The organism is Dapis hubbardiae BLCC-M172 (assembly GCF_050016015.1).
Classification (GTDB): domain Bacteria; phylum Cyanobacteriota; class Cyanobacteriia; order Cyanobacteriales; family Microcoleaceae; genus Trichodesmium.
In genome coordinates this window covers 4,111-23,642 of the sequence record NZ_JBNHEQ010000102.1, presented here as the reverse complement: position 1 = coordinate 23,642, position 19,532 = coordinate 4,111, and the positions used below count along the sequence as shown (strand labels likewise).

The following is a 19,532-nucleotide window of genomic DNA, read 5'->3' as shown; positions in this document are numbered from 1 at the left end:
TTTTACGGTAAATGTTAATTTGACAAAAAAGACAGTTACAACATAAAAAATAGTCTCAAATTGATTCATTTTGACCCCTGTACGGACGATTTCCTACGGAATGCTTTGCTACGCACATGAAACGCAAACACAAATCGCCCCTTACGACTCCTGACTCCTAAGCAGTAACCTAAATATTTATAGGGATTTATTAATTTGGTATTATACAGTAATAACACAAAAAAAACAGGGGATGCCAATCCCCTGTAGCCAACAGATTTACCAACAATATGCTTTTTATTCTTCAGTAGTATTTACATTAACCTTTACAGGTTGTGCCGCTGTCATTTTTTCGGCTTTGACTTCAGCTACTAAGTCTTCTAGCATTTCTCCAGTTTCACTTAAAGCAGCTTTGCTTTTTTCATAAAGTCTTATTCCACCTTTAAGAGTTGCCTTAGCAACTGGTTTCAGTACAGGAACTAATATCGGTGCTATTGCTACAGCGCCCAAACTAAATACTACTGTAGATAGATTTGTGTGTTTTACTGTTTTTAGTATGCTTGACATGATCAATCTCCTTTTACCTACATTAAGTGATGAGTATTTCCAGTCATGCTTCTTTGAGTTATGCTACTTGAGTTTATTTTGGAGATGCTGAAGTAGTTAAGTTGGCTTCTTCTACTAACTTAGCCAGATAAGGAAGCATATCTAGATGAGGTTCATGGGCGATCGCCACTGAAGCTGCCGAACGGTTAATTCGGACATTTGTCACTCCATCAGTGCTTAAAATTAATTGTTCTAGTTTCTGGGCGTAGTCTACATCATTACCAACTTGTGGTACTTGTAACCTTACTCGCCCCTGGGTAGAATGAAGCACTTGAAATGAGGGTGCAACAGTGGGAGTTAAATTTTGCTCTGTTGTTAACTCGCCCGACTCTGGTTTTAGCTGTTCCATTACCCCTCTAGTCAACTTCGATGTTATTAGGGTAACTGGTATAGTTCGCCAACCGGAAATCCCCAAATTTCGGTTGACAAGCATACAGACAGTTATGGGAATTAGAGAATCTATTAAATCTGCTGTAAATTTCACCGTAGGATTTACAGGTTGTGATAATTTATTTTCTACTGCTTCTGTTGTCGGCGATATTAATGCGGGGGTGCGTTCATCAATGTTTAAATCCTTCAATATTTTCCACAACAGAGACAAAGACATAGTGCTGACATCGAAACTCACAACTAAGCTACCGGTGCTATTATTTAGTTTCACCTCGTAGATACCTTCATGCTGCTGTAATTGTTGAGCTATTACTTTGAGGGTAGGAATATCAATATTTTTACTACAAGCCTTTAAACGTACACGCCCAGGAGTGTTATGTACTACTTGCATCGCTATATTTGTTTGTCCTGTAGTTACGTTGGCCATTGCCCACCTCCCTGATGTCTAAAGAGCTACTTTAATCTGGATTTATAAATACTAATTGACAGTTACAAATTCCATGTTGAACCCAGATTAACTATTTCTTACTCTATTCATATATTAATACTATTCATCCAAAAAAAGCAACCCTTGTTACAGTTATTCATATTTAGCTTATTAGAAAAAATTACTATTAATCTAGAAAACCTTGATTTAAAAGAGTATTCTAACGTTTAGAAGAGTAATATCAAATCATAAAAATAATTCTCTACTTGATTAATCTATTGAAAAGACTCGGAGCTGCGAATTCCTTTATTTTTAGCTAAGTATTTATTCTCAAGCAACTTAAATAATATATCAGATAAGAAATCTTAAACAGTTGTCATTCGGACCAGGGAAGCAATCTCGAAAACCTGGGAATTGCTATCTTAGTGCTGCTATGCGCAAGTCATACATTCAAAACTCATGAATTGAGTGTGTAATTCTGAGGTTTCTATTTCCATTTCCATTTCCATTTCCTTCAGAAACGGTACGCGAACGGAATTTAAGGAACACTCAAGATAATGAATACTTTTGATTGGTAAACCTTTGAGGATAAAGAAAATAAAAAAATTTCCTTTTAGTCAATCCTCTCCTTATTTAAGAAGAGGTAATTGTTAACTGCTGAACCAAACTCAATTAAGTAATTTAATCATCAGTATTTTAACTTAAATACTTTAGCTTAGTATTTTCAAAAAGACTCATAAAAACTACTTGTTTAGAAGAGGGTTGGGTTAAGAGGCAATCGCTCTTTTATCATATTTATCAGAAAAAAGTCTTTACCTTGGTCCCATACCCTATTAATCCTACAATTCTAACCAGTTTTCTTAATTTTATTTGGAATCCAGCTTAATACCATATAAATTAGTCCCAGGTAAATAGTAGCTGTCAGTAAAATGTAGAAGCAATCAAAGTTAATCATTATGGACACTCCCTAGTTGTAATTTTATTTTCACTCCCTACACTTTTATTATTGCTTGAATTTGAGATAATAGCATCCCCTAATTTGGTATATCAATATGGTAAAAACCGGATTACCCAGTTAGGTTAATTGGATGAAATTGTGCATCTGTACTTGTATCCTCTCAAATTAAATATAACCTAAATAACCAATATTAATTAGTGACTATTATCACGAGTTATATTATTACAAATCATTTTTCATTTATTTTTTGATGATATAATTTATCTGTACAATGATTATCTACATTAAAGGTAATAATATATAAAAAAAACTAATATTAACTATGAAAAAATATTATATTTTAGGAGGAGTATAAGCTGAAAATTGGAAATCAATATTAATTTGAGTATTCTCCCTAATGTTTAGTATGGGAAATAGATTTAGTTGAGATGAATTCAGAAAAATGCAATCAGAAGTAAGATTAAGAGTAGCAGTATTAGGATTATTTGTGGCAGATGCTCAAGTGTTATTACTGCATCAAATGACAGACCCACAGCCTAATTGTTGGGACTTACCAGGAGGTGGTTTGCAACCAGAAGAGACCCTAATGGAAGGACTAGCACGAGAGATAAAAGAAGAAACTGGGATTACAGATTTTCAAGTAGAACGACTGCTGACAATAGCAGAGGAATTTTTTCCTGAAGGAGAAGGGAAGCTACTTCATGCTTTAAATATTATTTATCAGTGTAGAGTCGAACCGAAACCAACCAAGCTTAGTAGTGACGATCCAGAAGTTGGACCTTTAGGAATTCAGTGGATAGCGATCGCAACTCTGAGACCGGAAAAGTGTTCAAACAGAGCGTGGGAAGCATTGCAAGCAGCAGGTTTAGTTTCAACTTGAGGAATTTATCAAAATTTAGACCTCCCCAACTTGCTACCCTTCACAGGGGATAACCTAGAAGGGGAGAGAGTTTAACTATGATTGATTAATCAGAATTGATATAAAACAAACTACTGAATACTAACACTAATTAGGGTTTGGGGAAAAAGCCTTATGGGTGAGGGTAGGAGTCAACCCACTCCTAAGCCAACCCTCCCTCACCCCTTCCAGGAGGGGAAGTCAGAAGTCAGGGGAATTATAGAGGAGTTAGTCGGAAGAATTTTCCCTTGATTTTTTCGTCCTCGCCCGATTAAAATGCTAACTTTTTGCAGATCTAGAGACCAAAAAGCTGGCACTTTTTTCGACCTAAAAAGGCTAAAACCTTTATCTTTCAATGCTTTGAGATTTAATCAGCAAGCCCTAATTTAAAAAAAAATTCACACATCACATCCAATTGCTAAAGCAGTTTTTCTAGTTGCTGCCAAAGATGCCTCTAATATTGGTTTTCCTAAATCTTTCACCTGTTCAACTAAAGCTGCTCCTGCTACTTCTGGAGAACCAGCATCAAAAGGTGGTGCAGGGTTGTACTCCAACAACAGTTGAATTGTTTTCGCCATTTCTTCCCCACAAAGTTGACTCGCAACCGCCAGTCCAAAATCAATACCAGCCGTTACTCCACCCCCAGTAATTCGGTTTCGATCAATAACAACTCGTTCTGTTCCTACTTCAACTCCTAACATTGCTAACTGGTCGCGAAAAGCCCAATGACAAGCAGCTCGGTAGCCTTGCAGTAATTCAGCAGCAGCTAATATTAGAGAACCAGTACAAACTGATGTAACAAACTTGGCTGTTTTTCCCTGCTCTCGTAAAAATTGTAAAACCTCCTGATCCTGCATCATTTCAATTTGTCCTGGACCTCCAGGAATACAGAGAACATCTAAATTTGGACATTGCTCGAAACTGAGAGTAGGCAAAATTGTCAAACCATTAGCACTGCGAACGGGTTCTAAGTTTTTCCAAAGCATTAGCACCTTAGTATTCGGAATAAATGAGAACACTTGAAAAGGTCCTGTTATATCAAGTTGAGTCATATCTGGATAGATAACTAAACCAATCTGATATTGCTCAGTCATATCTGTCATAATTTAATGTATATTGTTTAGGTTAACAAAACTAGGTTATCCTAAAAGTTAGAGCAATTTTGGAGTTAGTGAGGTACAAAATTTTTTTATTTGTTAAAGACTGGAAGTCTATTGGTAATTCTGGTAACACAAGCATCCTGCTTGTTACAGGCACCGAAGCTTGAACTGCAAATAACTGTACCTCACCATCCTCAAAAGTGCTGTACCATCCTCAAAAGTGCTGTAATTCTGAAGCTAGTATCCAAGTGGGTACTTTTGACCGAAAATGTAGTAGGATATAAGCTCAAAGTTAAATTGCTACAACAATAAGTTTGGGAACTAAAATTATCGAAAGTTTCAATGGCAGAAAATATTAATATCAGAACAGCAAACTCACAAGAAAGTTCCCTAATTGCCAAACATATTTATGTAATGTGGCAAGATATTGGTGTTCCTAAAGACTCTCTTCAATATAACTGGTTAGAAATCACAAAAGAATATATTGATAAAGCTAGGCAGCAACTATTTTATCAAGCCTTTCTTGCTGATATAAATAATACAATAGTTGGTTCAGTTAGCTGTCAAATATTGCCTGATTTGTATCCCAATATCCTCAAACCAGAATATCGAAAACAGGGTTATATTTGGGGAGTTTATGTTGAACCAGATTATCGCCGTCAAGGAATTGCTAAAAAATTGATGGGAGAAGCTATTACTTACCTCAAATCTCTTAGTTGTACTCAAGTTATTCTTCATGCTTCCCCTCAAGGCAAATTTCTATATCCTCATCTTGGCTTTGATGAAAATAATGAAATGAGGTTAGACTTATAGTAAGCATTCAGCATTCAGAAGTCAGGTATCAGCTTAATTTATTGCCTTTTGAGTAGGAATTAGTATTGATAGATTTAAGGAGAATTAAAAGTATTGGAAAAAAATTGACCTTAACCGAGATAATGTATATTTATTATTTATGAAACAGCTAAAAGCTAACTGTTAATAGCGGAATGCTTACAAATTATATTTCTTTATTTTTATTTGAAAATGCCAAAAAAACAAAAATTTCCTTATCTTCTTGGTTCTAAATGGACAGCAACTAAAAAAACTTGGGGATGGCGACATTTCCAAGTAGTAAATCGTAAAAATCAAGGTCAATGGGTATTTGCTGAAATGGTAGCATCCTGTGACTCAACTGTGAGATTTTGGCTAAATGCTAAACAACTAAAAGACCGCTCTCTTTGGCAACCTGGATGGCAATCAACCCAAGAGTTAGAACCTCTTGAATAATAAAATATGGATACCAGTTTATGAGATTGTTTTCTTTCAGTCTGTTTACAGTAATTCCCGCTGTCTGTGAACTACACATTTAGCGGGCAACATGCCCGCAACACAATAATTTTACTATTCACGCCTTGTACATAATTGATATTGATGCGAAATATGCTGTCATTCCCAATAACATAATACTATCTTTAACTTCAAAATTTTATAGCTATTTCTCCAGAAACTCTAACAAATTTTTACTCAATAAAAATTATTTAAAATGGATTATGAACATCTAAAAAAGGCAATTAAATTATTAAGAGAAGCCACCAAAAATCTAGAATATGTTGTCAGTAAAAAATCTACAATTTCCGCAAATAATCAAACAGTTGAAACTGCTAAAGAAACTATCAAAAAAGCTATAGCAGAAATGTCTGCTGCGGTAAATCCTCCAGTCACAAATCATATTCCCGATGAATTTTTAGCCAAAGCAGAAAGTTTAGGTATTCCCTTAGATGATATTGAAGTTATAGTTGCTATTTCTGAACATCATCCTAGTCAATTAGCGGGTGTATTAGCAGAAATTGAAAATCGGGCAGAAAATATTAGACGTAGGCGAGAATATTTTCTGATCCGATTACCAGAAATGCCAATAGAAAAATTAGGTTCTCGACTACCAATTGTCAAAGTTACTGATTTTAATTGGCCAGAAAAACCGATTTCTAAAGAATATCGAGAGGCAATTAAAGCTAAATACAAAATTGATAGACTGATGAAAAAACGATCTGATTCTAGAACATCTATTTTTGCCAAAATTCAAGCTGCCGAGGAATATTTAGGTCAATCTCAACCAGGGGAAAATGATTTAGATTTCGATGAAGAAATCCCATTTTAAGTAAGCATGGTAGTAATATTGCTAGGACTTACACAAAGAAACCCATTTGCTACGAAAAATCGCTGCAACAATAGACATCTAGGAAAAAACTGGTTTCTAGGTGTTCGTGAATAAATTCTGATTGCTAATCTAATTTGTCTCATTGAACGTAGAATCATCAATGATGAGAATCTCCCGCTAAATATTTGTTATAGTGGCAGAATATGTCATATCAAATACTGTAAGTCTGCAGCGACTGGAACAGAGTGGAAGGAAGTAGTCTCAAGGTTTTAGAGATTGCTTCCTTTCAGTCGCAATGACAACTTTTCAACCGGATTCTATAATCAATTAGCAATAAATCGGACCACCGTTTTCATGCAAAGCTTCTGTGTAAGGTCCACCAACGTTTTCAAAGGAAGCTCTAGTGATAATAGGAGGCTGAGGAGGCTGAGGAGGCTTAGGAGGCTTAGGAGGCTCAGGCAAAGGATGACCCCCGGTTTCACTTCCTGGACAAGGAGCAGAGATGCACACTATGTCATCAGGAGGAATATATCCCCCTTCTTCACCTAAAGCCATAGTAGAAACAGATCCCCCTTCTTCACCTAAAGCCATAGTAGTAGCCTCACCTTTATATCCACCGCTGATTTCGGCAGCTTCTTCATCTGTTAACTGCTCTTCAATGTCTAGATTTACGTCTTCTAGGTCAGAAATATTGAGAGAAAAAGGATGATTCAGATTCATACAAAACTCCTAATTTTTATTAGTACAGGAATACATCAAGTCCGCAATTAGACAGCAGGATCTGCTGCCTGACGTACCTTCTCTGAGGGAGCGTAGTCATCTGTGATGACTTGCGGACATCGGTTACAGGCAGCTTTACCTTCTTGCTGCCACCAACGACAATTTCGGCGGATAGAACAGGGTGGTAAATCTTCTGTCACCACAGGCAATTTCTCCACAACTCGCATTGCTAAACTGCAGTCCTTGCCATTAAAATGCTGACAGCCAGATTCTATGCAGGATGTCGCGGTTCTAAAAATCTCCCCTGGGGTAACTGGGCTAGCCTTTGCTATCAGTTCTTCTGTCATGGGTAGGGGTTGCTTAAGATAATCTATCCGGGGTTCCGTCGGTGTTCCACCGACTACACCGAAAACAACACCATTCACTGATTCTGGTCTAGCACTAGGGCAAAGGGTAGTTCGTTCAGCAGTAATATCTTCCATGAATTTAGTCTCCACCAAAATAGTATTTTTGACACTTGAAGACTAAAAACTAAGCAAGTTTTTCTTGATCTTCTGGTACTGCAATTAGCCCAACTATAAGTGGCGGACAAATTGGCTTAATAGGAGGCTTAATTGGATAGCACACAGGCTCAATTGGCTTAATTGGATAACAAATCGGCTTGAAGCCAGCTATTACAGGTTTTTGTGTTTCTAAACTCAGACCACCCCCAATACTTTTGGCTTCATCATCGGATAAAGTTTCTACTAATCCTCTTCGTGCTACCGCATTGTCAATTGCATTATCAATTAGGTCATTAATTTCTAATTTACGGTTGGACTTTTTGCTTTCTTGCATTTTTATTTTCCTCCGAATTGTTAACTACTTTTTGTCTATAGAAATAGAACTAGAATTAGAACGAAATTTTGCAGAACTGCGAGAACTAGAATTCAGATTAGCTATAACTTGATACTGTTCCATAATGGTTCCTTCAAGAATGACGATATCGAGCAGGGTAAAAACAGACGCAGTTTCTATACCGTTTCACTAAATTGAGAATGCCAGATTTGATAGGCTAAAAACTTTTATAAAACAACAGTTTCAGGCAATTATTTGACATTTAAAGTTTGAAACTATTTGTGATATCCTTAAAGTGAATTGGTATAGCACAAAATTCTCAGGCGGAACAACCGGGCTGAGTTCAATTTGAGCGCTTCAAACAACTTGATTTTGTTTGACTATTTTAATCTAACCAGAATAATTAGGGAGAGGTTGCCAATTTGGCAGATTTATTTGCCAAAAATAGACTAAATTTTATCGGGTTTTGAAGGCATGAAAAGCGGCTTAATTTTCAAAAAATAAGCTATTTAGAAGTTAGAGTCATTGATATATTATAGGTCTACATCTTCTAATAAAAGTCTTTTTTACCAAAAAATTAAGGTATAAAGTCTCTCCATCCATGGAGAAAAAAGAAAAAAAATCTTTTTAGCCCAATCCTATTTTTTATCAGAAGAGTTCATTAATGGATAATTACCTCTGGTTAAAACCGAGAGGATTGAATATAAGGAAATATTATTTCTTCTTTTCCCCTATGGGGGGAGGCTAAAAAAGCTGAATTATTTAATTAATCATTAATAATTGTTAATTATTCGGTAATTATTAATTATTAATTGTTGAAAGATTTTTGGCTTTGACTTTTGATTTTTGAAATTGAGTGAATTTCAAAGTAGAGATTTTTTCTAGGAAATCAGTCTCAATTTCAGTTATTTTGAACATTGTGCTATTTTTTAATTTCCCCTACCGGCAGCAAGATAACCACCGTCTACAGGCAATATTGCACCTGTGATGAACAAAGCTTCATTTGAAGCTAGAAATGCTGCTGCTGCCGCAAATTCTTCAGGCTTACCAATCCGATTCATAGGATGCATTGCACATACAGTATTATAGGTTGTCGGATCGCTGAGCCATTGTTTTGTAAGCGGTGTGGTTATAACACCCGGACAAATACAATTTACTCGGATGTTTTCATGAGCATGGGCAACTGCCATGTGTCTTGTTAGATTGATCACTCCACCCTTAGCTGACTGGAATGCCATTCCTTCAGGCGAACCCCTCATCCCTCCAATAGAGGATACATGAATTATAGCACCACCACCGACTTCCCGCATTTGCGGAATAGAAAACTTGGAGCTTAAGTATGCTCCTTTGAGGTCTGTATTGATTACTTTCTCCCAAACTTCCACTGATGTATCTACAACAGTTTGACCTCCACCATGAATTCCGGCACTGGTAACAAGTACATCTAGGCGACCAAACTCATTGACAACTTGCTCTACCATCTGCTTGCAATCAGACTCTTGTGTCACATCACATTTGATATCAATTGCCTTACTACCCAAAGATTCAATTTCCTGGCGCACCTTATGGGTCATTTCCACTCTACGTCCAGCTACGCCAATGGAAGCTCCCTCCTGAGCTAATCGAATTGCGGCGGCTTCTCCTAAACCACTTCCTCCGCCTGTAATCAGTGCGACTTGACCTTCAAAACGTCTAGATACTTTCATTACTTTTCAACCAGTTCCTTTATCTTAATGTCAAGCGCTCTCACATGAATATTAGACCACTCTGTTGGCATTCCCCAATATTGAAATAGACCAAAACTAGCTTGGGTAATTCTCGGAAGTTTTCCATTGAGGTGTTTGTTATACTCTTGACACACCCAAACATTCGGTTCGGGGTTACCTTTCTTCCAAATGCGAAACCTTCCGCAATTGACTCCCTCGTCCATAATTACTTGATGCCTCACACTGTAGGTGACCTCAGCCCGGATCGGAAGTTGGAATTCCTTTTCAGTCTTAATGACCCATGAATCTTCCTTATCGTATAGGCAGTCTCCCCAAGCAATCCAAATTTGAGGCCGTCCTTTATTATCAAGGGTCGCCAGTCCTGCAGTGGAATAACCGGGTTTAATTCCTAAATCCGGGGATTGTTCTATATGTCCGGCAAAAAAGTCGCTTAATCCCAGGAACCAACTATTTTCATTACTGGCAAACCTCACATCATAGGTAGCTTCCTGGCTGCCATAAGGAGAACCGAGTAGTAGGAGAATATCAGAACCGACTGGCTCCCGCGAACAAATCGCATTTTTTTCGCGATTGATATCAAAGTTACCATCCACAACTTGGGCAATTTCTTGAATGTTATTGTAACTGCTCAGATTTTGCAAATTCAGGGGGAGAGGTAAGGGCTGAGAATTCCAGTGGAATTCAGCATCCAGCACCTCAACCTCTCCCTCCCCATCTTCAATTTGAATTCTAATACTATTCCACCCTTCCTGAAGTGCTGGGGTATCAACCGGGATTTCAATGTTGAAGTGACCTGGTAGATTTAGCAATCGCAGTACTGATGGGGTTCTAGTTCCCCAGGGATACTTAGGTTCTCCTAACTCCGGTTCTGGTTCTACATAAAAATGTATTGGCGAGCCACCGTTTAGCAGGTAAACTGAACGCACTATAGGCAGCTTGGCATCTGTCTTTCCCTGAATATTAATATCATTGTGTCGCCAACGAAATTGTTGCCGGTTGCCCTGTAGTAGTTGAATCATAAATTCTGTAAGTCTTTTAAGTTTATAGATAAAGTGACATATTGATTTAGTATTTAGTCTGACCTTTACTAAAGTAGTCCTTGGTAGATAATGATAAAATCACGGAGTTCAACATCATTAGGATTCAACTCCAAAGCTCTTTGATAGCAACTTAGCGCATCCTCAAACTGTCCCTGTTGTTGGAGTGCTTCCCCCAAGTTGTAATGAGCACTAGCTAGAGTTGGCTGTAGGACTATAGCCTGTTGATAGCAAGCAATGGCATTCTTCAAATTACCTGCTTTTTTCTGATTCATGCCTAAATCATTGTTCAAACCTGCGTAGTGTGCTTGTTTTTCTGCTGGGAGTTTTCCTTGGGTATAAAGTGCGTTAGCCAAATTCACATCAGCTTCAGTACAATCGGGTTGAATTTTCAAGGCTTTTTCATAGCAGACGATCGCTTCCTCCCAAAGCCCTTGTTGTTGCAATGTATAGCCGAGGTTGTTATAAACTGCTAACGAGTCTGGTTGCAGGGCTAAGACTTCCTTATAGGATGACTCTGCTTCTTTTAACTTACCTTGAGCTTGATACAAATTCCCTAAACTAAACCAAGCCTTGGCAGATTTTGGCTGAACCTGGACAGCTAGATTAAACAAATTTTCAGCAGACTGGTACTGACCTACCTGTTGTGCCAGCATTCCTAACCCATATAATGCCTCCGGGTGCTGAGGCTGTTTTTCTAGGATCTTATTATAAACTTCATTAGCTTCGGCTAAACGATTGGCTCGATGGTATTGAAACGCAAGCTGTAGAGCTTCTGAAAGTGTTGCCATGGGAACTCTCCTGTTTTTTTTAGATATACCAAATACAAATCGATTCCATCAAAATAGTAACATTCAATTACAAAGAGTTTTGTATAACTGCAAAGTTTGATCGGCAGCTTGTTCCCAAGTAAAATACTTAAAAGCACGTTCTCGTCCTGCTCTACCCATTGATTCTCTGAGATCGTCATTTTCAAGAAGTTGCAGGATTGCATCTGCTAGGGCAGGGGCATTATTCTTATCCACCAGAAAACCTGTCTTGCCATCCTGGACAGTTTCCACTACAGCCCTTTAATTTTTGATTTTTTAAATGGAGTGAATTTTGCTGCTTTGAAATTCACTCATGGCAGATAATTAACTGCGACTAAAAGCATAGTTACTATCACTGTTTTCCTGTAGCCCTGGCATTCCCTGACTTAGAGTTGTTTTTTCTTCTTCCCTAATTTCCCCTTGATAGGAATCCTCAACAAGTATGCCTTCTTTAACCAAACCTGCCAGCAGGGGCAATATGTGTGTATCTAAGTCGCATTCCGGCAGCCAATCGGCAACATCTCTTATTGTGAAACCTTCCTGGCTAAACACTTTTTCCACTAAAGTTTCTATAACTTTGGGTGGCAAGTCTTTGAATTTCAACTCCTTTCGAGGAGTTCGTAACAGGTAACCCTTCTCACCAAGCGGTTCTATATTTACTTTTTGGAACTTGGGCTGTCTCAAAACAGTGTCAAGTTCTTGCTCAAAGAAGTTAAATCCAGCTTGACTAGGTAGGGATATTTCTGGGGCACGAGTTGTGACCTTAGGTTGAAACTCAGCATATTTCTCAGCTAGGTTCTCCTTTTCTCGATCTATTAGGATTGCTAAGGAATCAAATAAATGCTCTACGTGTGCTTTAATCTCATAGTTATTTCCATCGGATATCAAGGGCAAATTTTTTCGCCAAGCTTCATCTATTTGAAGATTTTGTAATAGCCACTCAAAGGCATCTCGCCCTGTGAAGCAACGGATACCTAAGGTAATATGTAATGAAGGTTTTTCGCGGGCGATCGCGTAATGCCAGTGACCTCGAGGAATGTAGAGCAAATCACCAGGATTGAGGACACAGTTGATGTAGGGCGATTCTTCGGGTGGTTTTTGATACTCTGATTTTTCGCCTCTGTAAGGATACTTAAAGGTATCCTCGAACACAAACCATTCCTTTTGCCCATCGATTTGCAAAATAAAGACTTCGTGGGTGTCGTAATGGGCTTTGAATCCTTGGTTAGAAGGCCAGGAACAGTAGATATTGGCATGGATAGCACTATGCCCCGTTTCCTGCTGTATTCCCCAAATGAGGTCAGCTAGCACTGGAACCTGCTCGTGGACATGGCTAATCACTAAACTCGCCCCTTCTTGGCATCGCTTAACCCACTCTTGAGGATCGGAGGAAGGCAAGTCCTTGTGATCTAGAACGAAACGTAGGTCAGGCTTATGGAAGTTCAGCAAATCATTGAGTTGCTTCCAGGAAAACAAATGCTGAAACTTATTGGGTTGCTCGCCAGGGATTAATATCCCCCGTTTAGTCCAGTTTTCGGATAAGAATTGCTCGAGAGAGTAAGGCTGTAAGATTTTTGTTAAGGTTGTCATCATAATTAGCTAAATCCTAACTTATTTATATATTTATGGTTTTAACTTTTGATTTTTTAAAAGAGTGAGTGATTTATCCAAGTGGACAGAATTTATACTACTCTCCAGGACTCATGGCCACATAACGCAGTCAGGAGGTTGAGTATATAGAGTAGGGAAAAAAGATAGAAAAATGTCCCCATCTCCCTCTCTATTTTTAATTATATACCCAAATGGGTTCTATAAAAATTAGAAGTTTTTAGCTGAACATGAGATTACGGATAAGCGAAGTAAAAATTATCTATATTCTCATTATTGGTATTTTTATTGTTATCGTTATCCTTAGAGGGGTCAGAAATTAACTTGTAAGCGATCGCATTTCGCAGAGGAACCATTTTTTCTGTAGCTAGTAAAGAGAATAAAATTTCTAATGCTTCCGGAGAACTATCAATTTTCAGAGCTTCTTGGAGCATACGAAATGCACCAGTGAGATTGCCTGCTTGCAGAGGAATTGCCAATTCTGATAGACAGTTATTAAAGTAACGGCGACGAGATTTAGCCGTAATCTCGGCACGATGCTCGGTGGGAAGATAACTCTCAGAAATTTCAATCCCCATGCGGTAATATTCTCCTTGTGCTCCAGCTAAGAAAACTTCGCTGGACATATTGTTAGAATGCTGGCGGTAACGGGCAAGAATTTCTGGTTCACACCACCAATCATAGAAAGAAGCAATACGCTTGTAGAGTTCCCAGTCAGGAGTATAAAGGTTAATGAGGTCATAAGCTCCCAGGTGTTCGTGGGCTGAACGACGAATTACCGTTGCACAGGGATTTAAGGTATTATCAACACCAATTCGTTGCAGCCAAGTTTTATTGATACCCCTTTCCATTCCGCCGTGCTTTTGGGTAAAAATCACTTGTCTTTTCTCATTAATATTTTCATAACATGTAAAAGCTGCTCCCACAGAATCAGAGCATCCTTCTAGACCTGACTTCAGCCGGGAATAATAACCAGGAAGTACAGATTCATCCTCTGGCATTAAGTGAATCCACTCACCCCGACTGAGGGCAATTCCCCGATTAAAGTTGCGCCGTGGACCAATGTTTTCGGAATTGAGATAGTAACGGACTATACCACCGCCAATGGCATTCACTAATTCAAATAGAGGAGGCTCGCTAGCATTATCCATAACCAGAATTTCCATTTCCTCTTCCCCTTGCCATTGAGCTAATACACTTGCCAGACATTCCAACATAAAGTCTTTGCGGTTATATAGGGGAATAATTACAGAAAAGAAAGGTCGTTTCTTGTCACTAGCTGGTACGGGAGGAATCGCCGGGAATTGATAATCACCAACGGTGACTTCTCCTAGTTCTAGCTCTGGCGAAGCATATTTTTCAGGAACAAACTCAGAAACTTCCTGGCTTTCTATGGCAGCGGCATAGTGAGGATTAATCAGCTTTAAGCCTTGTCTATATGCGGCAGCAGTTTCTTTTAATTGGTGTTGTGTTTGGTAAATGAGTCCCAAACACATATAAGCTTCTCCATAGTTAGGGTTGATTTGTAAGGCTGTTTGTAAGGAATCTATCCCTGCTTCTAATTCTCCTTGTGCTTGTAATGCCACCCCTAAGTGATAATGAGCTGACGCAAAATCAGGTTGCAGGTTAATTGCTTGGCGATAGTAAGCGATCGCATTCTCCCAATCCCTTGCTTGCTCCCGTTCGACCCCCAATTTGTGATTTAGTTGTGCATAGTGGAGTTGCTTGTCTGGGGAGAGTTTACCTTGAGCTTGAAGGCTGTTACCCCAGTTGACATCCGCTTCGGTACAATTTGGATCGATTTCTAGAGCCTTTTGATAGATGGCGATCGCCTCATCAAATTTGCCTTGTTGTTGTAGTGTGTAGCCCAGGTTATTATAAAGTGGTGCTACTTCTGGCTGCAGGGTAATGGCTTGTCGGTAAGCTGATTCTGCTTCAGAGAACCGACCTTGGGCCTGACGCACATTGCCTAAACTAAACCAAGCCTTAAGTAACTCCGGTTCTACAGAAACGGCATCACTGAGTAACTTTTCTGCTACCTGGGGCTTACCAACTTGCTGTGCCAGCATACCTAACCCGTATAATGCCTCCGGATGTTGAGGTTGCTCTTTGAGAACCTGAAGATAACTGTTTTCTGCTTCGTTAAAGAGCTTGGCTCGATGATATTCAACCGCAAGTTGGAGGGTTTGAGAATCTGTTGTCATTTTCAATATCTAAGAATATAATAGGGTGTTATTAAATACTTTTAATCTTGATGCTCAAATCAAATCAAAATCAGATTTTTCTGCTATCTTCTTCTAAAAAATTTCCGCTTTTATCTAGAGCTTGTTTGGCTTTCAAAAGCACCTTCAAGTAGGTTAATTGACTATTCCAAGCTGAACGGGGAAGCAGGGGTGATGATTCAGCCGTAGTTTTTTCCTGCCTAAGTTCGGCAATTTGAGAATTTTCTGCCATGATTTATCCTCCTGTCATTGAGTAAGCAACTTCAAGTTCCTCCTGCCAACTTTCCGACCACTGGATGCTGTCAGGACTAAACCGTAATGGGTCATTTTCCGGCAAAGGAAAGATTCGTCTTTGACTACTCTGATGAGGAAGTCTTTGACTTTCTCCAAAATTTCTAGGGACATGGTATTGTTTCCTCCTTGAATATCACTCTAAACTTTTAAAGTTATCAGTTATCACTTTTATCACCTGAATTTGGCATCAATAGGAATTGACTGAAAAACGGAGATGCTTGGATTTGGAGGGTAATTGAACCGCGATTACATGACCGATGCTAATATCAATAGGTGATTGCTCCGGAGTAGAGGTTGTCGAACTAACAACTTTATCACCAGTTCCGTCAACTGTAACGTTGGTTGTAGTAGTATCCCGTAGTGCCAAAGAAAATCCTCTACCAATTGCTACATCAGCCCCCTGAGTGGCTCTAGCTGTAGTATTTGCATCAGTATAAGTATAAGTCGAATCACCGTAAGCTATAGCTGAACTCTCAACCACCACTCCCACTCCTCCATAAATTAGCTCGTTTTCTGTGGCATTCTCTAAATAAGACAAGTCTGCAATCTTAATCATTAGGATTATCCTTTTATTTATTTTGTTTGTAGTATATTCGCAAACAGTATCAAACGTTTGTTGGGTTAGTCTATCTGAATGACACCATACATCGGTTGAACAGGTGAATCAATTGGCTCAATTACTATGCCGTACATTGGCTGTGGTGGGATTGGCCAGGGTTTAGGCCAGTATATCACCCCGTACATTGGCTGAATCCAGTCTTTGTAGTTGTAGTCGTCAATTTTTGTCAATCCACCCACAGCACTCACTAATTCCTCTTCGCTAAGTTCGTGAAACTCACCTGATTCTTTTAAGTCCAAGATTTGGATGGTGGCTGTTTCAAATTATGCTTGAGAAAAGTTATAACCACTATCTGTCATAACTTTTCTGACTTCTTCAACTTTCTCGCTCATCAATTGAGTGCGGAAAGATTCGTCTTTGACTACTTTGATGAGGAAGTCTTTGACTTTCTCCAAAATTTCTAGGGACATGGTATTTTTTCCTATTTTAAAGATTACTTTTTTGGATAGAACCAGATTTTGAATAACTGCGAGAACTAGATTTTACGTAACTGCTAGATTTATTAACAGATGAAATGTTTACAGAAACACTTTGACTAATCTCACTTTCACTATCGCCAGATGCCTTGGCAACACTTTTTGCTTCGGCAATCATCTTGACATCTGGTGAGACTATTCGCTTAGCTACAACTTGATATCGCTCCATAATGGCCTTACCGATCATTGTTTAATTGATAAACATCCCCATAGTGAAAATTAATCAGTTTTAACCACTTGCTGATAAGCTGCTTCTGCCTCCTTGAACTTCTGCTGACTTTCGTAAATCTCTCCTAAACTTGTGTAAGCTTGCCTATAGGTGGGATTCAGTTCTAAGGCTTTTTGAAAGTAAATCTCGGCAGTTTTTAGATCCCCTGCTTTTTTCCGATCAAGACCCAATTGGTGATTTAATTCTGCATAATGAGCTTGTTTGTCTGGGGAGAGTTTACTTTGAGTATGGAGTGCATTTCCTAAATTTACATCCGCTTCAACGCAGTTTGGCTGTAGTTGTAAAGCTGTTTGATAGCAGTTTATCGATTCTTCCCACTTGCCTTGCTGTTGCAAAGCGTAACCCAGGTTGTTGTAAATTGAAACAGCATCTGGTCGCAGAGCAATGGCTTTTTTGTACGCCTCTTCTGCTGCTGGTAACTGTCCCTGAAGTTGATGCAGATTACCCAAAGTAAACCAAATCTTAACCGAGTCTGGCTGAACTTGTGCAGTGGCATCCAAGAATTTTTCAGCTTTTTTTAATTCACCTTGCTGCTGCGCTACCATACCTAAACCGTATAAAGCATCTGGATGGTTGGGCTGCATTGACAAAACCTGACAATAAGCTGACTTAGCTTGTTCTAGATTATTTTTTCTATGTGCTTGGATTGCTAAGCGCAAGGTTTCAGCAACATTAGCCATTGCTGACTTTCTTGGTTTACCGACGGCATTCAGCAAAAATTCCTCTAAAGCTCGAACTGGTTCCAAGTCGTTATATAATTTATGCTTGTTCTGGGCAATTAACTCAGATATGTATTGACGATATTCAGCATCTCTCCCCAGACGGACAGCAATTTGTACATATTCTTCCTTACTAGATGCTATCGTCTCTTCAATACCCATCATTTTCAGAATTGCCATGGAATGCCGTCCCCGCATCATTTCCCCTGGTATAGTTACGACAGGGACATTATGGGCGATCGCTTCTAAAGTAGAATTGCATCCTGACCAACCGATACTATCCAGAAAGATATCTGCAATAGCTGCAGTTCCAGCAAAAGTTCTGGAATCCATGCGGGGCAAAAATATGCAGTAGTCTTGATAATTCAGTCCAAATTCCTGAAAAGCATGGCTTAACCGCTGGCGAAAAACTTCAGTCACATATTCACTCGTATGTTGGATAAATACAAACTTAGTATTGTTTAACTCTTTAGCAATTTTGGGAAAGACATCATCATGATTCGGTAAATATTTAAATAACGATTGACAACACCACAACATAATTTCATTATCAGCAATGCCAATATCTTTTTTGCTAATAGCTTTAGTTTCAATCGCTAAAGGTGTGTAATTAATAGATAGATTTGGTAACCTAACTAATTTTTCTGTATAATGTTCTTGAGCATTTTCTGGTTCCATTAAATCACTGCTCAAGTAATAGTCGATTGTGGGCAAGCCACTTGTATCAGGGTGTCCCCAAGATGTGATTTGAATGGGAGCTAGTCTTAAGCAACCCAGTTCCAATGTCATCGGGTCCATGCCAAATTCCGGGAAAATCAGGATGTGTAACTTATCTTCTTGAATTAATTTACACCATTCTTCAAGTGGACGGAAACCTTGAGTAAATTTGTCAAACTCTTTCGCTGCTTTTGTAGTATTTTGATCTCGATTGAAGTATGTGTGATACGCGAAGAATTCAAATTCACTCCTATCCAGATTTTCTACCCAACCTTTAATGGGGATTTTCCAATTAGAATGGTTGTAAAAAAATCTAGAAACAAAACCAATGCGAATCTTTTCGTTTGGTTCTAAATTTGGCAGTGGAATATCTTGACTCCATTGGGGATAGCTATTCGACATGATCTGAACAAGCATTTCCCCATAGGTTTGCTGTAAATCTCGGTCATTTAAGCCTTGATAAGCTAGGAAGAAAGGCTGTAATGTTCCGACAAATTCCACTGCTTTTTCTAGTTGTTGAGAATTTGCTGTTTGATAACTTTGAGCTAATCCCTGGAGGTGCTGTTTATATTTATTTCGCTGAATATTTATTTCTGCATCACTAGAATATATAATTGGTAATTGATTAATCGCTATTCCAAATTTAGCTGGGGCATAATCAGGATTTATTTTTAAAGCTTTTTGATATGTTTCTATTGTTTCCTCTAACTTGCCTTGGTCTGAATATATACTTGCTAAGTTAAAATAAGTATCAGTAGCATTAGAGTCAGGTAGAAATTTTAATGCTTGTTGATAGGATTCTGCTGCTGCTTCTAGTTCACCTTTTTTATCCAACGCATTACCCAATTGGTGATGAGCAATACCATAGTCAGGTTTAATTTTTATAGCTTGCTGATAAGATTCTATGGCTGCTTTTAATTTGCCCTGTTTTAGAAAAATATTACCCAAGTTATAATGAGCTTGAGCAAAGTCAGGTTTAATTTTTATAGCTTGCTGATAAGATTCTATGGCTGCTTTTAATTT

At 38.5% G+C, this 19,532-nt stretch carries 23 protein-coding genes; 4 read left to right on the top strand and 19 right to left on the bottom strand.

Going from position 1 to position 19,532, the window contains the following annotated elements:
• Window positions 1–276: 276 nt before the first annotated feature.
• The gene (locus ACP6PK_RS09985) at window positions 277–546 is read right to left on the bottom strand and encodes a DUF5132 domain-containing protein (protein WP_426559477.1); all 270 of its coding nucleotides are present in this window, start codon (window positions 544–546) and stop codon (window positions 277–279) included.
• A 73-nt stretch (window positions 547–619) separates the two neighbouring features.
• A complete protein-coding gene (locus ACP6PK_RS09980; protein WP_426559476.1) occupies window positions 620–1,402 on the bottom strand; it encodes an HMA2 domain-containing protein in 783 nt (260 codons plus the stop codon).
• Between the two features lie 1,400 nt (window positions 1,403–2,802).
• Between ACP6PK_RS09980 and ACP6PK_RS09975 the strand changes: the two genes are divergently transcribed.
• Window positions 2,803–3,240 (top strand): NUDIX domain-containing protein, encoded by a 438-nt coding sequence (locus tag ACP6PK_RS09975; RefSeq protein WP_426559475.1) that lies wholly within the window; start codon window positions 2,803–2,805, stop codon window positions 3,238–3,240.
• Window positions 3,241–3,656: 416 nt separating this feature from the next.
• Here ACP6PK_RS09975 and ACP6PK_RS09970 read toward each other — a convergent pair whose 3' ends face one another.
• A complete protein-coding gene (locus ACP6PK_RS09970) occupies window positions 3,657–4,361 on the bottom strand; it encodes a DJ-1/PfpI family protein (protein WP_426559474.1) in 705 nt (234 codons plus the stop codon).
• Window positions 4,362–4,700: 339 nt separating this feature from the next.
• On the opposite strand from ACP6PK_RS09970, the gene ACP6PK_RS09965 reads away from it, so the two are divergent.
• The 3 genes from ACP6PK_RS09965 to ACP6PK_RS09955 all read left to right on the top strand — a co-directional run bounded on the left by ACP6PK_RS09965 (window position 4,701) and on the right by ACP6PK_RS09955 (window position 6,495).
• Window positions 4,701–5,171, top strand: coding sequence for a GNAT family N-acetyltransferase (locus ACP6PK_RS09965; RefSeq protein WP_426559473.1), 471 nt, complete (start codon window positions 4,701–4,703; stop codon window positions 5,169–5,171).
• 210 nt (window positions 5,172–5,381) lie between these two features.
• Window positions 5,382–5,624 carry a TIGR02450 family Trp-rich protein gene (locus tag ACP6PK_RS09960; protein ID WP_094676444.1) on the top strand — a complete coding sequence of 81 codons (243 nt, stop codon included), beginning with the start codon at window positions 5,382–5,384 and terminating at the stop codon, window positions 5,622–5,624.
• A 256-nt stretch (window positions 5,625–5,880) separates the two neighbouring features.
• Window positions 5,881–6,495, top strand: a complete 615-nt coding sequence (locus tag ACP6PK_RS09955; RefSeq protein ID WP_426559472.1) for a hypothetical protein — start codon at window positions 5,881–5,883, stop codon at window positions 6,493–6,495.
• Window positions 6,496–6,822: 327 nt separating this feature from the next.
• Here the strand turns inward: ACP6PK_RS09955 and ACP6PK_RS09950 are convergent, their stop codons facing one another.
• The 16 genes from ACP6PK_RS09950 to ACP6PK_RS09875 form a co-directional block, all read right to left on the bottom strand.
• The gene (locus tag ACP6PK_RS09950; protein WP_426559471.1) at window positions 6,823–7,215 is read right to left on the bottom strand and encodes a hypothetical protein; all 393 of its coding nucleotides are present in this window, start codon (window positions 7,213–7,215) and stop codon (window positions 6,823–6,825) included.
• A 47-nt stretch (window positions 7,216–7,262) separates the two neighbouring features.
• Entirely contained in the window at window positions 7,263–7,697 is a 435-nt protein-coding gene (locus ACP6PK_RS09945; RefSeq protein ID WP_426559470.1) for a nitrogen fixation protein, read from the bottom strand.
• A gap of 49 nt (window positions 7,698–7,746) precedes the next feature.
• Complete coding sequence (locus ACP6PK_RS09940) at window positions 7,747–8,052, bottom strand: hypothetical protein (RefSeq protein WP_426559469.1); 306 nt, start codon at window positions 8,050–8,052, stop codon at window positions 7,747–7,749.
• Between the two features lie 929 nt (window positions 8,053–8,981).
• Window positions 8,982–9,758 (bottom strand): SDR family NAD(P)-dependent oxidoreductase, encoded by a 777-nt coding sequence (locus ACP6PK_RS09935; protein WP_426559468.1) that lies wholly within the window; start codon window positions 9,756–9,758, stop codon window positions 8,982–8,984.
• Window positions 9,758–10,798 (bottom strand): hypothetical protein, encoded by a 1,041-nt coding sequence (locus tag ACP6PK_RS09930; protein ID WP_426559467.1) that lies wholly within the window; start codon window positions 10,796–10,798, stop codon window positions 9,758–9,760. The genes ACP6PK_RS09935 and ACP6PK_RS09930 overlap by 1 nt, the downstream gene beginning before the upstream one ends.
• 68 nt (window positions 10,799–10,866) lie before the next feature.
• Complete coding sequence (locus ACP6PK_RS09925; RefSeq protein WP_426559466.1) at window positions 10,867–11,607, bottom strand: tetratricopeptide repeat protein; 741 nt, start codon at window positions 11,605–11,607, stop codon at window positions 10,867–10,869.
• Between the two features lie 63 nt (window positions 11,608–11,670).
• A complete protein-coding gene (locus tag ACP6PK_RS09920; protein WP_426559465.1) occupies window positions 11,671–11,877 on the bottom strand; it encodes a glycosyltransferase in 207 nt (68 codons plus the stop codon).
• 72 nt (window positions 11,878–11,949) lie between these two features.
• Complete coding sequence (locus tag ACP6PK_RS09915; RefSeq protein WP_426559464.1) at window positions 11,950–13,023, bottom strand: cupin domain-containing protein; 1,074 nt, start codon at window positions 13,021–13,023, stop codon at window positions 11,950–11,952.
• A 446-nt stretch (window positions 13,024–13,469) separates the two neighbouring features.
• Window positions 13,470–15,437, bottom strand: a complete 1,968-nt coding sequence (locus ACP6PK_RS09910; RefSeq protein ID WP_426559463.1) for a tetratricopeptide repeat protein — start codon at window positions 15,435–15,437, stop codon at window positions 13,470–13,472.
• 70 nt (window positions 15,438–15,507) lie between these two features.
• Window positions 15,508–15,687: a hypothetical protein gene (locus ACP6PK_RS09905; RefSeq protein ID WP_426559462.1), complete on the bottom strand. Its 180-nt coding sequence runs from the start codon at window positions 15,685–15,687 to the stop codon at window positions 15,508–15,510.
• Window positions 15,688–15,701: 14 nt separating this feature from the next.
• Window positions 15,702–15,860 (bottom strand): hypothetical protein, encoded by a 159-nt coding sequence (locus ACP6PK_RS09900; protein ID WP_426559461.1) that lies wholly within the window; start codon window positions 15,858–15,860, stop codon window positions 15,702–15,704.
• 76 nt (window positions 15,861–15,936) lie between these two features.
• Window positions 15,937–16,305 carry a hypothetical protein gene (locus ACP6PK_RS09895; protein ID WP_426559460.1) on the bottom strand — a complete coding sequence of 123 codons (369 nt, stop codon included), beginning with the start codon at window positions 16,303–16,305 and terminating at the stop codon, window positions 15,937–15,939.
• Between the two features lie 65 nt (window positions 16,306–16,370).
• Window positions 16,371–16,556, bottom strand: coding sequence for a hypothetical protein (locus tag ACP6PK_RS09890; RefSeq protein ID WP_426559459.1), 186 nt, complete (start codon window positions 16,554–16,556; stop codon window positions 16,371–16,373).
• Window positions 16,557–16,631: 75 nt separating this feature from the next.
• Window positions 16,632–16,778: a Nif11-like leader peptide family natural product precursor gene (locus tag ACP6PK_RS09885; RefSeq protein WP_426559458.1), complete on the bottom strand. Its 147-nt coding sequence runs from the start codon at window positions 16,776–16,778 to the stop codon at window positions 16,632–16,634.
• Window positions 16,779–16,794: 16 nt separating this feature from the next.
• Window positions 16,795–17,031: a hypothetical protein gene (locus tag ACP6PK_RS09880; RefSeq protein ID WP_426559457.1), complete on the bottom strand. Its 237-nt coding sequence runs from the start codon at window positions 17,029–17,031 to the stop codon at window positions 16,795–16,797.
• Between the two features lie 32 nt (window positions 17,032–17,063).
• Window positions 17,064–19,532, bottom strand: a 2,469-nt coding sequence (locus ACP6PK_RS09875; protein WP_426559456.1) for a tetratricopeptide repeat protein, incomplete at its 5' end; no start/stop codon positions are given.